The 13,648-nt window shown below is 71.2% G+C and carries 12 protein-coding genes; 6 read left to right on the forward strand and 6 right to left on the reverse strand.

What is annotated here, in order from left to right:
* Positions 1 to 191: 191 nt before the first annotated feature.
* Entirely contained in the window at positions 192 to 1,070 is an 879-nt protein-coding gene (locus ACIBK3_RS00465; protein ID WP_399360336.1) for an alpha/beta fold hydrolase, read from the reverse strand.
* A 112-nt stretch (positions 1,071 to 1,182) separates the two neighbouring features.
* On the opposite strand from ACIBK3_RS00465, the gene ACIBK3_RS00470 reads away from it, so the two are divergent.
* The 5 genes from ACIBK3_RS00470 (at position 1,183) to thpD (ending at position 6,754) form a co-directional block, all read left to right on the forward strand.
* A complete protein-coding gene (locus ACIBK3_RS00470; RefSeq protein ID WP_399360338.1) occupies positions 1,183 to 3,120 on the forward strand; it encodes a BTAD domain-containing putative transcriptional regulator in 1,938 nt (645 codons plus the stop codon).
* Positions 3,121 to 3,493: 373 nt separating this feature from the next.
* Positions 3,494 to 4,021 carry a diaminobutyrate acetyltransferase gene (gene ectA / locus ACIBK3_RS00475; protein ID WP_399360340.1) on the forward strand — a complete coding sequence of 176 codons (528 nt, stop codon included), beginning with the start codon at positions 3,494 to 3,496 and terminating at the stop codon, positions 4,019 to 4,021.
* 69 nt (positions 4,022 to 4,090) lie between these two features.
* Positions 4,091 to 5,362, forward strand: a complete 1,272-nt coding sequence (gene ectB, locus ACIBK3_RS00480) for a diaminobutyrate--2-oxoglutarate transaminase (RefSeq protein WP_399360342.1) — start codon at positions 4,091 to 4,093, stop codon at positions 5,360 to 5,362.
* A gap of 62 nt (positions 5,363 to 5,424) precedes the next feature.
* A complete protein-coding gene (locus ACIBK3_RS00485) occupies positions 5,425 to 5,829 on the forward strand; it encodes an ectoine synthase (protein WP_399360344.1) in 405 nt (134 codons plus the stop codon).
* Positions 5,830 to 5,836: 7 nt separating this feature from the next.
* The gene (gene thpD / locus ACIBK3_RS00490; RefSeq protein WP_399360346.1) at positions 5,837 to 6,754 is read left to right on the forward strand and encodes an ectoine hydroxylase; all 918 of its coding nucleotides are present in this window, start codon (positions 5,837 to 5,839) and stop codon (positions 6,752 to 6,754) included.
* A gap of 130 nt (positions 6,755 to 6,884) precedes the next feature.
* Here the strand turns inward: thpD and ACIBK3_RS00495 are convergent, their stop codons facing one another.
* The 3 genes from ACIBK3_RS00495 to ACIBK3_RS00505 all read right to left on the reverse strand — a co-directional run bounded on the left by ACIBK3_RS00495 (position 6,885) and on the right by ACIBK3_RS00505 (position 9,898).
* Positions 6,885 to 7,937, reverse strand: a complete 1,053-nt coding sequence (locus ACIBK3_RS00495; RefSeq protein WP_399360348.1) for an aminotransferase class V-fold PLP-dependent enzyme — start codon at positions 7,935 to 7,937, stop codon at positions 6,885 to 6,887.
* 107 nt (positions 7,938 to 8,044) lie between these two features.
* The gene (locus ACIBK3_RS00500) at positions 8,045 to 8,761 is read right to left on the reverse strand and encodes a DsbA family oxidoreductase (protein ID WP_399360350.1); all 717 of its coding nucleotides are present in this window, start codon (positions 8,759 to 8,761) and stop codon (positions 8,045 to 8,047) included.
* A gap of 153 nt (positions 8,762 to 8,914) precedes the next feature.
* Complete coding sequence (locus ACIBK3_RS00505) at positions 8,915 to 9,898, reverse strand: GlxA family transcriptional regulator (RefSeq protein WP_399360352.1); 984 nt, start codon at positions 9,896 to 9,898, stop codon at positions 8,915 to 8,917.
* Positions 9,899 to 9,968: 70 nt separating this feature from the next.
* Here ACIBK3_RS00505 and ACIBK3_RS00510 point away from each other — a divergent pair, with 70 nt between their 5' ends.
* Positions 9,969 to 11,414: an MFS transporter gene (locus ACIBK3_RS00510; RefSeq protein WP_399360354.1), complete on the forward strand. Its 1,446-nt coding sequence runs from the start codon at positions 9,969 to 9,971 to the stop codon at positions 11,412 to 11,414.
* Here the strand turns inward: ACIBK3_RS00510 and ACIBK3_RS00515 are convergent.
* Positions 11,317 to 11,925 (reverse strand): DUF1349 domain-containing protein, encoded by a 609-nt coding sequence (locus tag ACIBK3_RS00515; RefSeq protein ID WP_399360356.1) that lies wholly within the window; start codon positions 11,923 to 11,925, stop codon positions 11,317 to 11,319. The genes ACIBK3_RS00510 and ACIBK3_RS00515 overlap by 98 nt on opposite strands.
* Before the next feature lie 127 nt (positions 11,926 to 12,052).
* Positions 12,053 to 13,582, reverse strand: coding sequence for an aldehyde dehydrogenase (NADP(+)) (locus ACIBK3_RS00520; RefSeq protein ID WP_399360358.1), 1,530 nt, complete (start codon positions 13,580 to 13,582; stop codon positions 12,053 to 12,055).
* Between the last annotated feature and the right edge of the window lie 66 nt (positions 13,583 to 13,648).

Below are 13,648 nucleotides of genomic sequence, written 5' to 3' on the forward strand. Positions count from 1 at the left end.
TGCGCCGCCGGGCGTCGGCCCGACCCTCGCGGGCCCTGGCCGGCCTCCCTACGGCCCTGGGCGGGTCGTTGTACCCCGTGCAGGCCGGGCGGCACCGCTTGGGTACCCAGCGCGAGAAAGAATGCTGATCGCCGAAAAGCCGGCGCTCGCCGACCGACCGCGGCCCAGCCGACGAGTCGAGAGCAGGAGGCTCAGCGGGCCAGCAGGGCCCGGATCGCGGCCGCGATCTCGTCGGGCGCCTCTTCGGCCATGAAGTGCCCGGCGCGGGTCAGCCGGTGGTCCAGGTCCGGCGCCCACGCCTTCCACACCCCGGCAGCGTCGTAGCCGAGCTGCGCGCCCCAGTCCTGCTGAACGACCGTCACGGGCATGGCCAGCTGCGACCCGGCGTCCAGGTCCGCTTGGTCGTGCATGACGTCGATGTCCGAGGAGGCCCGGTAGTCCGCGACGATCGACGTCACCGCCGCGGCGCTCGCGCGCAGGTATTCGGCACGTACATCCTCGGGCATGGTGGTCGGGTCGTTGGCCCAGGCGTCGAGGAACGAGCCGAAGAACGCGTCCGCGCTGCCTGCGATCATCGCCTCCGGCAGGCCCGGCGGCTGCGCCATCAGGAAGAGGTGGTAGCCGACCGCCGCCGAGGCGCCATGCAGGACGTTCCACATGTCGAGCGTCGGCACGACGTCGAGGATGCCCAGGTGCGTGATGGTCTCAGGGTGGTCCAACCCCGCCCGGAAGGCGACCAGGGCGCCTCGGTCGTGGCCGACGAGGGCAAAGCGCTCGTGGCCGAGCGCCGCCGCCAGGGTCACGACGTCGGCGGCCATGGTGCGCTTGGCGTACACATCGGGGTCGGTGGCCGCCGGCTTGTCGCTGGCGCCGTAGCCCCGCAGGTCAGGACAGATCACCGTGTGCTCGTCGGCGAGCCGCTCGGCGACGTGTCGCCACATCAGGTGGGTCTGGGGAAAACCGTGCAACAGCACGACCGGGCTGCCGCTGCCGCCGACAACCGCAGCCAGCTCCACACCGTCCGCACCGGGCAGGCGGATGTGATCGAAGCCGGGAATTGTGAGCGTCATGAGGGACCACCCTTTCGGGTCGGGGACTTGACCGGATCAGCTTGGGCGACGGCGATCAGCAGCCGATCAGTACGGTTGGGCGCAGCCGGCCCCTGGCACGGAGGATGGGGGCATGCGAATCGACGTGCTCGGTGCGGTGCGTGCCCTCCGCGACGACGGCAGTCCGGTTGACCTGGGCGGACCCCGCCATCGTGAGGTACTCGCCCGGCTCGTCGCCGCCGAGGGACGGATGGTCACCACCGACACCCTCGTCGATGACCTGTGGACCGATCCACCTGCCCGCGCCGTTGGCGCTTTGCGTACGTTCGTCGCCGCGCTGCGCCGCGCCCTCGAACCCGACCGACCGCCCCGCAATCCGCCGCGCGTGATCGTCACCGAAGGTCCCGGCTACGCACTGCGCCTGCCGCGTGAGGACGTGGACGTCCATCGGTTCCAGGACACCCTGGCCCGAGCCCGCCGCGACCCCGCCGCGGTGACCGACCTCGGCGAGGCACTCGCGGCCTGGCGCGGACCCGCCTACGCCGATGTGAGCGGCTCCGCATGGGCGCGGCGCCAGCGGACCCGGCTGGAGGAATTGAGGTTGGAGGGGGTGGAACTGCGCGCCCGCATCCTCCTCGACTCCGGGGAAGGGGCCGATCTCGTCGCCGAACTGGGTGCCCATGTCGCCGAACACCCGTGGCGCGAGCCGGCCTGGGAGCTGCTTGCCCGCGCGCTGTACCGCGCGGGCCGCCAGGCCGACGCGCTAGCCACCCTCCGCCGTGCCCGCGCGATGCTCGTTGACCAACTCGGACTCGACCCCGGTGGCGACCTTCAGCGCCTGGAGACGGACATCCTCAACGGGTCCGCGCCCTCCGAAGGAGCACGTACCGCGTGGACCGGCCCTGGTGTCCGGCTCGGCCCGCGCACCACCGTGGATCTGGCCCGCACCCTCGCACTGGCGGGTGGCGACGCCCTCGTCCGCTCGCGGCGCGACCGCCTCGCCGCCATCCGGGCGGCGGAACGCACGGGTGACCTCTCCCTGACCGCCCGGATCATCGGCGCCTACGACGTGCCCGCCATCTGGAGCCGGGCCGACGACCCCGAGCAGTCCCGCGCCGTCGTCGCGGCTGCCGAGCGCACGCTCACCGGGCTCGGCCCGGACGGCCCCGCCGACCTGCGCGCCCGCCTCCTGGCCACGGTCGCCGTCGAGAGCCGCAGCGCCGATCTGTCCGGGACCGAGCTGAAGCACGCGCAGCAGGCGGCGCGTCAGGCCGAGGAGCTGGCACGGGACCTGGCCGATCCCGCCCTGCTGGCCTTCGCCCTCAACGGGGTGTTCCTGCAGTCCTTCAGCAGCCCCGGGCTCGCGGCGGCACGGGACAGGACCGGCGCCGAGATCCTCGACTTGTCCACCCGGCACGGGCTGCCGAACTTCGCCGTACTCGGCCGACTCGTCCGCCTGCAATCCGCCTCGGCCCTCGGCGACCTCGACGCCGCGACCGCGCACGCCGATGCGGCCGACCAGCTCGCCGCCACCACCGAGGCGCCCCTCGTCTCCGTACTCACCGGGTGGTTCAGGGCCCGGGCCACGGCCGCCCGCAGCGCCGAACCCGGCGGACCGACCGCCGCCACGGCGGCAGCGCACTACCGCGCTGCCGAGGAGTCCCTCCGGGCGGCCGGAATGCCCGGGCTGCACCGCGGCCTGTTCCCGCTCGCTCTACTGGGACTGCGCCTGCTGCACGACCGCCCCGCGCCCACCGATCCGCACCTCGACTGGGGCCCGTACAGGCCCTGGACGCGACCCCTCGTGCTGCTCGCCCAGGACCGGGGCGAGCAGGCCCGTACCGCCCTCGCCGCGGTGCCCGAACCACCGCGTGACCACATGCAGGAGGCCATGTGGTGCCTGACCGCCCGCGCCGCCGTACGCCTCGGCGAGCGCGGAATCGCCGCGCACGCTGAGGCCGCCCTGCGTGATGCCTGTGCGGAACACGCCGGCGCCGCCAGCGGAATGCTGACCCTGGGCCCGGTGGCGCGGTACCTGGCAGAGGCGGAGGCATGCGCCGGAGCGGGGTAAGCGACCGCAATCCGCGAACGCCGAGCCAGTCCGCGCTGCGGACATTCTCCGGGAGCGAATCGACGGGGTAACCGGAGCATAATTCCCGGGTAATTATGGGAAACTATTAATGCATAGCTTCCCGTCTTCTTCTGCCCGCTTTTCCGCGACCTAAACGCAAAGATTCTGCGAACGCCAGGCAGGGAAATTCAGGCAGATCTCGTGTAGGTTACATGGCTGTGACGCGTTACACAGCGCGCCCATTTTGCCCTCATATCTCCGGGTCAAACCGGCACATTCGTCCGCACGTGCCTGCGCGATAACACAGTCGGCGTCCGGACGTAACCCCACTCGGCGATGCATTTTTCAATTTCCCTCGGTAAATTCATTTCGCATGACTGCCGCACAAGCAGACCTGCAAATCGACCGTCCGTCGGTGGCGGACGGCGCCGCGCTGTGGCGGATGGCCCGGGACTCGAAGGTCCTCGACCTGAACTCCTCGTACAGCTATCTGCTGTGGTGTCGCGACTTCGCCGCCACGTCGGCGGTCGCACGCGACGAGAGCTCCGAAGCGGGAGAGCCGATCGGCTTCGTCACCGGCTACGTCCGGCCCGAGCGCCCGGACACCCTGCTCATCTGGCAGGTGGCGGTGGACGAGGCGCACCGCGGGCGCGGGCTCGCCGCCGCGCTGCTGGACGGGCTGGTCGCGCGGACCGCCGCCGAGCGCGGGCTGACCACCGTCGAGACCACGATCACCCCGGGCAACGCCGCCTCGGAGCGCCTGTTCACGTCGTTCGCCGAGCGCCACGGCGCCCGGCTGGAGCGCGAGGTGCTGTTCGACGCCGGTCTGTTCCCCGACGGGCCGCACGACCCGGAAGTGCTCTACCGCATCGGGCCGTTGTCCCTCACGCCCGCCGCCTGACCACTCCCTGCGCCTGACCACCCCCTGCCCCTGCCTCTGCATCCCCCCACGCAACGAGGAGCGATTCGCGTGACCATCACCCAGCCCGACCTCAGCGTCTTCGAGACCCTCGAGTCCGAGGTGCGCAGCTACTGCCGCGGCTGGCCAGCCATCTTCGACCGTGCGCAGGGCAGCCGCATGTACGACGAGGACGGCCACGAGTACCTCGACTTCTTCGCCGGCGCCGGCTCACTGAACTACGGCCACAACAACCCCGTCCTGAAACGGGCGTTGATCGACTACCTGGAGCGGGACGGCGTCACGCACGGGCTCGACATGTCGACCACCGCCAAGCGGGCCTTCCTGGAGGCCTTCCAGAACCACGTGCTGCGCCCGCGCGACCTGCCGTACAAGGTCATGTTCCCGGGCCCGACCGGCACCAACGCCGTGGAGGCCGCGCTGAAACTGGCGCGGAAGGTGAAGGGACGCGAGGCGATCGTGTCCTTCACCAACGCCTTCCACGGCATGTCGCTGGGATCCCTGGCCGTGACCGGAAACGCCTTCAAGCGGGCCGGCGCCGGGATTCCGCTGGTGCACGGGACGCCGATGCCCTTCGACAACTACTTCGAGGGCACGGTCCCGGACTTCCTGTGGTTCGAGCGACTGCTCGAGGACCAGGGCTCCGGCCTCAACAAACCCGCCGCGGTGATCGTGGAGACCGTGCAGGGCGAGGGCGGCATCAACGTGGCCCGGCCGGAGTGGCTGCGCGCGCTGAAGGAACTGTGCGAGCGACAGGACATGTTGCTCATCGTCGACGACATCCAGATGGGCTGCGGGCGGACCGGTGCGTTCTTCTCCTTCGAGGAGGCGGGCATCACCCCGGACATCGTCACCGTGTCCAAGTCCATCAGCGGCTACGGCCTGCCCATGTCGCTGTGCCTGTTCACGCCGGAGCTGGACATCTGGGAGCCGGGCGAGCACAACGGCACCTTCCGCGGCAACAACCCCGCCTTCGTGACGGCCACCGCCACGCTGGAGGCGTACTGGGCGGACGGCTCCGCGATGGAGAAGCAGACCCGCAAGCGGGGTGAGCAGGTCGAGCAGGCGTTCATCGCCATCACGGAGGAGAACCTCGCCGACATCAAGGAGTACCGGGGTCGCGGGCTTGTGTGGGGCATGGAGTTCCACGACAAGGAGCGCGCCGGACGCATCGCGAAGCGCGCCTTCGAACTCGGGCTGCTCGTCGAGACGTCCGGGCCCGAGAGCGAGGTCGTCAAGCTCCTCCCGGCGCTCACCATCACACCGGAGGAACTGGACGCGGGGCTGAGCATCCTGGCCCGCGCCGTCCGCGAAACGGTCTGACCAGCAGACCGGCTGACCAGCTGACCGAATCAGCACATCCACCTAGGAGGCATCGCAGCACCGTGATCGTCCGTTCGTTCAAGGACATCGAAGGCACCGACCGGCACGTGAGGTCCGCGTCCGGCACGTGGGAGAGCAAACGCATCGTCCTCGCCAAGGAGCGGGTCGGCTTCTCGCTGCACGAGACGACCCTGTACGCGGGGACGGAGACGTCGATGTGGTACGCGAACCACATCGAGGCCGTCGTGTGCGTCGAGGGCGAGGCCGAGCTCACCGACGACGAGACCGGGCAGAAGTACACCATCACGCCCGGGACCATGTACCTGCTCGACGGCCACGAGCGGCACACGATGCGGATCAAGGAGGACTTCCGCTGCATCTGTGTCTTCAACCCGCCCGTGACCGGTCGGGAGGACCACGACGCGAACGGCGTCTACCCGCTGCTCACCGAACCCGAGGAGGTGTGACATCACCATGACCACCACCACGCCAAGCACCACGCCCAGCACGACCGTCACGGATCTCTACCCCAGCCGCGGCGCCACCGAGGTGGCTGTTCCGCGCCAGGACCCGGTCGTCTGGTCGCCGCCCGGCACCGCCGGACCGGTCTCCGACACCGACCTCCAGGCGTTCGAGCGCGACGGCTTCCTCGCCATCGACCAGCTCGTCGGCCCCGACGAGATCGGCGTGTATCAGAGTGAGCTGGAGCGGCTCGTCACGGACCCGGCGATCCGCGCCGACGAACGCTCCATCGTCGAGCCGAAGTCGCAGGAGATCCGGTCCGTCTTCGAGGTGCACCGGATCAGCGAGGTCTTCGCGCGGCTCGTGCGCGACGAGCGGGTCGTCGGCCGGGCCCGGCAGATCCTCGGCTCGGACGTGTACGTCCACCAGTCGCGGATCAACGTCAAGCCCGGTTTCGGCGCCACCGGCTTCTACTGGCACTCCGACTTCGAGACCTGGCACGCCGAGGACGGTCTGCCGAACATGCGGACCGTGTCCGTGTCGATCGCGCTCACCGAGAACTACGCCACGAACGGCGGCCTCATGATCATGCCGGGGTCGCACCGGACGTTCCTCGGGTGTGCGGGGGCCACGCCGAAGGACAACTACAAGAAGTCCCTTCAGATGCAGGACGCGGGCACGCCCTCCGACGAGGCGCTGACCAAGATGGCGTCCGAGTACGGCATCAAGTTGTTCACCGGCAAGGCCGGTTCGGCGACCTGGTTCGACTGCAACGCCATGCACGGCTCGGGCGACAACATCACGCCGTTCCCGCGCAGCAACGTGTTCATCGTGTTCAACAGCGTGGAGAACGAGGCGGTCGAGCCGTTCTCGGCTCCGGTACGCCGGCCGGAGTTCATCGGGGCAAGGGATTTCACTCCCGTCCGGTAAGTCGGGTACGGGAAAAGGGACTTCACAGCGGTGAAGTGAGCCCCGCGTTCCGAGGAACGGACGGTGCGGGCGGTGTCACAGGCGGGAGCGGCTTCACAGCCACGCCGGTGACGCCGCCCGCGCCGGTGGTTCAGGACGACAGGACATCCAGCAGTCGGTCGACGTCGGCCGGTGTGTTGTACAGGTGGAAGGAAGCTCGCAGGTTGCCCGCGCGGTTGGAGACCTCGATGCCGGCGGCGGCCAGGTCGGGCCGGCGGTGGCCGAGTGCGGGGACGGACACGATCGCCGAGCCGGGGGCTGGGACCGGTTCGTGGCCGAGAGTGGTGAGGCCCGTGCGGAAGCGGTCGGCGAGGGCGAGGTCGTGGGTGTGGATGGCGTCTGTGCCGAGTTCCTCGACGAGTTCGAGGGAGCGGCGCAGGCCGGCCCAGGTGAAGAGGGCGGGAGGCAAGTCGAAGCGGCGGGCGGAGTGGGCGAGTTCGGTCACCGGGCCGTAGCAGCTGTTCCACGGGTTCTCCCCCGCGACCCAGCCGGCCAGGATCGGCGTCAGCCCGCCGAAGTCCTCCGGTACGACGAGGAAGGCCGCCCCGTGCGGTCCGAGCAGCCACTTGTAGCCGACGCAGGCCGTGTAGTCATACGCGTCGCCCTGCGCCGGCAGCCATCCGGCGGACTGGGAGACGTCGACGTACGTACGCGCGCCGTGCTCCCGGGCCGCCTCCCGCAGCGCGGGCAGGTCGGCGATCCGCCCGTCGGCTGACTGCGCGGAACTGACGGCGACCAGGGCGGTGCCCGGGCGGACGGAGTCGGCGAGCCGCTCCAGCGGTACGGCCCGCACCTTGAGGTCACCGCGAGCGTGAAACGGATTCACCACGGAGGTGAAATCGTCCTCAGCGGTGAGGACTTCGGCGCCTGCGGGCAGCGAGGCGGCGACCAGCCCGGTGTAGGCGGCGACCGAGGACCCGGCCGCGACCCGGCCGGCGGGGACACCGGCCAGCCGGGCGAACAAGGCCCGGGCGGTCTCCACGTCGTCGTACAGCGCGTCCAGGGGCCTGCCCTCGGCCCTCATCTGCGCGGCCTCCTGCAGAGCGGTCACAGTTCGGGCGGGGAGCAGCCCGTTGCTCGCGGTGTTCAAATAGGTGTTCTTCGGGGCGAACTCGGTACGGACGAGGCTCTCGAAGGTCTCCATGGATCCACTCTGAGCCCCGGGCAGCCCTCAGTCCATCGCGAACTTCTACACGGCTGGGCCAAGAAACGCTTATACGTCCGCTCCGACCTGCGCAGCACCCGGCGAAGCTAGGCCTGCGGCACCGCGCATCCGTCCGGGCCGCAGGCCTGAGCGTCGCCCTCGTCGATCAGCTTGAGCGCAGGACGCTCGCCCCAGGCCTGCGTCAGCGCCTGGGCGAAGAGCTCGGTGGGCTGGGCGCCGGAGACGCCGTACTTGCGGTCGAGGACGAAGAAGGGCACCCCGTTCGCGCCGAGCTCGGCCGCCTCGCGCTCGTCGGCGCGGACGTCGTCGGCGTACGCGGTCGGGTCGGCGAGAACCGTGCGGGCGGCGTCGGCGTCCAGGCCGGCGGCGACGGCCAGCTCGACCAGGCGCTCGTCGCCCTCGGAGAAGACGGACCGCTCGTCGGCGAAGTTGGCCCGGTAGAGGATCTGGATCAGCTCGTCCTGCCTGCCCTGCTCCTTGGCGAAGTGCAGCAGGCGGTGCATGTCGAAGGTGTTGCCGTGGTCGCGGTCCCGGGTGCGGTACGCGAGGCCCTCTGCGGCGGCCTGCGCGCCCAGATTCTCCTCGCCTGCCTGGGCCTGCGCCTCGCTCATGCCGTACTTCTTGGTGAGCATGCTGATCACGGGCTGGACGTCGCCCTTGGCACGGCCCGGGTCCAGCTCGAACGAGCGGTGCACCACTTCGACCTGGTCGCGGTGCGGGAAGGCCTCCAGCGCCTTGTCGAAGCGTGCCTTTCCGACATAGCACCAGGGGCAGGCGATGTCCGTCCAGATTTCGACGCGCATGGTCTCGGCTCTCCAGGTCGTACGGGTAGGGAGTCTCCCTCCGCCGGCTGGATGAACATCCAAGCAGCTGGATTCATTCCCGGCCGCGGGTGGTGGACGGCCCCCTGGTCACCTGCGCGCCATGGGGGGTGCGGGGCCGACCGGCGGGCGGCTTCACGCGGCGGTGGCTGTACCGGTTCCCAGGCGGGTGAACTGGGTGCGGTAGGCGCTCGGGGTCAGGCCCGTGCGGCGGACCACGTGGGCGCGCAGGGAGTCGGCCGTGCCGAGGCCGCAGGCGCGGGCCACCTGGTCCATGGGGAGGGTGGTGGTTTCCAGGAGTTCCCTCGCCCGTTCGACGCGCTGGTGGAGCAGCCACTGGAGCGGGCTGACCCCGCTCTCGGCGTGGAAGCGGCGGGTGAGGGTGCGGACGGAGACTCCCGCGTGCCGCGCCAGGTCGGTGAGCGTGAGCGGCTTGTCGAGATTGCACATGGCCCAGCCGCGGGTGTCCGCGCAGGCGGTGCCGCGCTCGGGCGGCAGCGGGGTCTGGGTGAACTGGGTCTGGCCGCCCGGGCGCACGGGGGCGACCAGGGCGAGGCGGGCCACCTCGTTGGCGACGGCGGCGCCGTAGTCGGTGCGGATGATGTGCAGGCACAGGTCGATGCCGGCGGCGTAGCCGGACGCCGTCAGATACGGCCCGTCCTGGACGTACAGCACGTCCGCGCACAGGTCGATCCGCGGGTAGCGGCTGCGGAGTTTTTCGGCGTGCGTCCAGTACGTCGTGGCCTTGCGTCCATGGAGCAGGCCCGCCTCGGCCAGTTGGAAGGCTCCGGTGCACAGGGACGCGATCCGCTTGCCGTCGGCCGCCGCCGCCCGGACGGCGGCCACGATCGGCGGGTGCGGTTCGTACGGCGCCCCGGTGCCCGCGACGATCACCGTGTCCGCCTCCCGCACGGCGTCGAGACCGTGCCGTACGTACAGGTCGAGGCCGCCGGTGGTCGGCACCGGTCCCGGCTCGGCCGCGCAGATGACCACCTCGTAGCCCGGTCGCCCGTCCCGCTCGACCTTGCCGAAGAGCATCTCGGGGATGGCGAGGTTGAACATCGCGACGGGTGAGGGCGCGATGACCGCGACGCGGTGCGGGGCGACCGACTGGGGCATGGCCAGAACCTCCGGGCATATGGCATTCCGGCCACTACTGTACGTCGGTGGTGGTCCGCACCATGGAGTCATGTCCATGAAGCAGACCCTCCGGACCGGTCAAATCGCCTCTGCCGAGCGTGAGTCGGGGGCCAAGGGTTCCCCACCCGCGCTCACCCTCACCGCCGCCCTCCTCGGCTTCGCGCTGATCTGCCTCGACGCGTCCGTGGTGAACGTGGCGCTGCCCGCGATCGGCTCCTCCTTGGGCAGCGGCATGTCCGGTCTGCAGTGGGTGGTGGACGCCTACACGCTGGCGTTCGCCTCACTGATGCTGTCCACCGGCGCGTTCTCGGACCGGGCGGGGGCGAGCCGCGCGTACGGGCTCGGCACCGCGGTGTTCACGCTCGCCTCGGTGGCCTGCGGGCTGGCGCCGAACCTGCCGGTCCTGATCGGCGCGCGGGTGGTGCAGGGCGTGGCGGCGGCCGTCGTCCTTCCGGCCTCGCTGGCGCTGGTGCGGCAGGCGTACGCCGATCCGGCCGGGCGGGCCCGCGCGGTGGCCCTGTGGGCGGCCGGGGGTTCGGTGGCGGTGGCCCTGGGACCGGTGGCGGGCGGTGCGCTGACCACCGCGTGGGACTGGCGCGGGATCTTCTTCGTCAACCTGCCGATCGGGGCGGTGATCCTGGTCCTGCTGGTACGGGCCCCGCGCTCGGAGCGCCGGCCGGCGCCGCTGGATCTGCCCGGCCAGGTGATGGCCGTACTGGCCCTGACGGCGCTGGCGTTCGCGGTGATCGAGGGCGGGACGGCGGGCTGGGCGGCGGGAGCCGTGGCCGTCGTCGCCGGTGCCGCGTTCCTGCGGATCGAGGGGCGCCAGGCGCACCCGGTCGTGCCGCTCGCACTTTTCCGCGATCGGACCGTGACCGCGACGGTCGCGGCGGGAGCGGCGGTCAGCGTGGCCTTCTACAGCATGGTGTTCGTCTTCTCGCTCTTCTTCCAGCAGGTGCAGGGCCGTTCCGCCCTGGCCGCCGGGCTGATGTTCCTGCCCATGACCGGGCTGATCGCGGTGACGAACGTGGTGGCGGGCAAGCTCGCCGGCCGCCACGGCCCACGCCTGCCCATGCTGCTGGGGCAGGGGCTGGCCGTGGCGGGACTGCTCGGGCTGCTGTACGTCGACGCCGGCACGCCGACGGGTGTGGTGGCCGCGCTCCTGGTCCCCATGGCGCTGGGCTGCGCCCTGACGGTGCCGCCCCTGACCGCCGCGATGATGGACGCCGTGCCCGCCGAGCGGGCGGGACTCGCGGCCGGGATGCTCAACGCGGCACGTCAGGTGTCCGGCGGCCTGGGGATCGCCGTCTTCGGGGCCCTGGTCTCCGACGGCTTCGTCGAGGGGATGCGGCTGAGCCTGGTCGTCAGCGCGGTCCTGCTCGCGGTGACCTTCGCCCTCAGCTGCCGCCTCGCAGGTCGTCCGGCCAGGCAGGGCGGAACTCGAGGTGGTCGTACGTCACCACGCACCCCTCCCCCATCGGCGACTGCGTCATGAAGCCGACCAGGGCGGCGCCGGTCTCCTTCTCGTCGCCGAGCGTGAAGAGCCGGACGAAGGTCCAGCGCTCGCCGTCCCGGGAGGCGTGGAAGGCGAAGGCCCGCCCGGTCCGGCTCACCCGCAGCCACACCGAACTGCCGTCGACGGTGAAGGAGTTGGCGTCGTCCGAGTGTCCCCGGGTGACCACCGTGCACACGGTGGGCACGTCCGGGGAGTACTCCAGACACAACTTGGCCCAGGCCCGCTCCCCGACATGGACGTACAGGACTCCCGCGTCGAAGGCCCCGGCGAATCCCACCGTGACCCGGGCGATCAGCTGAAAGTCCCCTTCGGGCGCCCCGAGCAGGCGAGGCGCGTCGGAGGCGGGGTCGAGTGCTTCCCCGATGGGCGGAACGAACCGGTCCTGCCGGGGACCCGCCCATCCGGTGAGAACGCCGTCCTCATGGGACCAGTTGCCTTCCGGTCCGTACGTACGCAGGAGGAAGGGCAGTTCGGGAAGTTCGACGTCCATCAACCGATTCTCTCTGGCCCGGTGAAGCACTCAGGGGCGCGGGGCCGCATCACTGTGCGGCCCGGCCGCGTGGGCGCGACCAGCCACGACGAACGCGCGGCCCGCGGACTGCCCGCCCCCTACGGCACTATCGCTCAAGCCGCCCGTCGAACCGACGGGGCAGCCCCAGCGGGTTGTCATCCTTCAGCTCCGGCGGCAGCAGAGCCTCCGGCGCGTTCTGATAAGCGACCGGCCGCAGCCACCGCTCGATGGCCGTACCGCCCACAGAAGTGGACGTCGACGTCGTGGCCGGGTACGGCCCGCCGTGATGCTGAGCCGGCGCCACGGCAACCCCCGTGGGCCACCCGTTCACCAGCACACGCCCGGCGAGCGGGGTCAGCTCCTGAAGGATCTCGGCCCCTCGGCCCTCACCGGCCGCTTCCTCGGAAGAGAGCTGCACCGTCGCCGTCAGGTTCCCCGGCAGCCGCGACAGTACCGACTTCACCTCGGCGTCGTCCTCGTAGCGGGCCACGACGGTGACCGGCCCGAAGCACTCCTCCAGGAGCAGGTCGTACTCGCCCTCCCGCGCCAGCTTGTCGGCCGGCACCGTCAGGAAGCCCGGGCTGACCGTGTGCTCGCCGCCCGCGCCCGGCGTCACCGGGGAGTCCACGTCGGGCAGCTCGGTGCGCTTGGTGACCCCGGCGATGAAGTTGTCCCGCATGCGGTGGTCGAGCAGCACTCCGGCGTCGGTGTCGCTGACCGCGTCCGTGAGGGACTTGACCAGGCCGTCCCCGGCGGCGCCGGCCGGCACCAGCACCAGGCCGGGCTTCACGCAGAACTGTCCGACGCCCAGGGTCATGGACCCGGCGAGCCCGGTGCCGATCTCCGCGGCCCGCTCGGCGGCGGCGGCCTCGGTGACGACGACGGGGTTCAGCGAGCCCAGCTCGCCGTGGAACGGGATCGGCACCGGACGGGCCGCGGCCGCGTCGAACAGTGCCCGCCCGCCGCGGATGGAGCCGGTGAAGCCCGCCGCGGAGACCAGCGGGTGCTTGATCAGCTCGATGCCCGCCTCGAAGCCGTGGACGAGGCCGACGACTCCCTCGGGAATGCCGTGCGCGGCGGCGGCCCGGCGCAGCACGGACGCGACCAGCTCGGACAGGCCCGGGTGGTCGGGGTGGGCCTTGACGACGACCGGGCAGCCCGCGGCCAGCGCGCTGGCGGTGTCGCCGCCGGCGACCGAGAAGGCGAAGGGGAAGTTGGAGGCCGAGTAGACGGCGACGACGCCCAGCGGCACCTTGTAGCGGCGCAGGTCGGGAATGGGCGGGGTCGCGGTGTCGTCCGGGTGGTTGATGACGACGTCGAGGAAGGCGCCCTCGTCGACGATGTCCGCGAAGGCCCGCAGCTGGTAGCAGGTGCGGGCGAGTTCGCCGGTCAGCCGGACCGGACCGAGCGCGGTCTCGGCGTCGGCGGCCTCGACGAGGTGGTCCTTGGACGCCTCCAGCTCGGCGGCGGCGGTGCGCAGGAACGCCGAGCGCACCGTGCGGTCGGCGAGGGAGCCGCGTGCGGCGTGGGCGGCACGGACGGTGGCGTCCACCTCCTCGGCAGTGGCCTCCACCGCAACCTGTTCACGCTGCTTCCCGGTTCGGGGGTCGACACTCCAGACTGGTGCTGCTGCCACCGCGGGTCCCTCCAGGTATGTATTGCCGCTGTTTTGCCGCAGTATCTAGGTCATCCACCAGGGTCG

This window comes from Streptomyces sp. NPDC050287, assembly GCF_044459385.1.
Lineage (GTDB): Bacteria > Actinomycetota > Actinomycetes > Streptomycetales > Streptomycetaceae > Streptomyces.

Excerpts from the sequence above, each read along its gene's own strand:
- ACIBK3_RS00465 (WP_399360336.1), bottom strand. The coding sequence starts at position 1,070 with ATGACGCTCACAATTCCCGGCTTCGATCACATCCGCCTGCCCGGTGCG.
- ACIBK3_RS00470 (WP_399360338.1), top strand. The coding sequence starts at position 1,183 with ATGCGAATCGACGTGCTCGGTGCGGTGCGTGCCCTCCGCGACGACGGC.
- ectA (WP_399360340.1), top strand. The coding sequence starts at position 3,494 with ATGACTGCCGCACAAGCAGACCTGCAAATCGACCGTCCGTCGGTGGCG.
- thpD (WP_399360346.1), top strand. The coding sequence starts at position 5,837 with ATGACCACCACCACGCCAAGCACCACGCCCAGCACGACCGTCACGGAT.
- ACIBK3_RS00495 (WP_399360348.1), bottom strand. The coding sequence starts at position 7,937 with ATGGAGACCTTCGAGAGCCTCGTCCGTACCGAGTTCGCCCCGAAGAAC.
- ACIBK3_RS00500 (WP_399360350.1), bottom strand. The coding sequence starts at position 8,761 with ATGCGCGTCGAAATCTGGACGGACATCGCCTGCCCCTGGTGCTATGTC.
- ACIBK3_RS00505 (WP_399360352.1), bottom strand. The coding sequence starts at position 9,898 with ATGCCCCAGTCGGTCGCCCCGCACCGCGTCGCGGTCATCGCGCCCTCA.
- ACIBK3_RS00510 (WP_399360354.1), top strand. The coding sequence starts at position 9,969 with ATGTCCATGAAGCAGACCCTCCGGACCGGTCAAATCGCCTCTGCCGAG.
- ACIBK3_RS00515 (WP_399360356.1), bottom strand. The coding sequence starts at position 11,925 with ATGGACGTCGAACTTCCCGAACTGCCCTTCCTCCTGCGTACGTACGGA.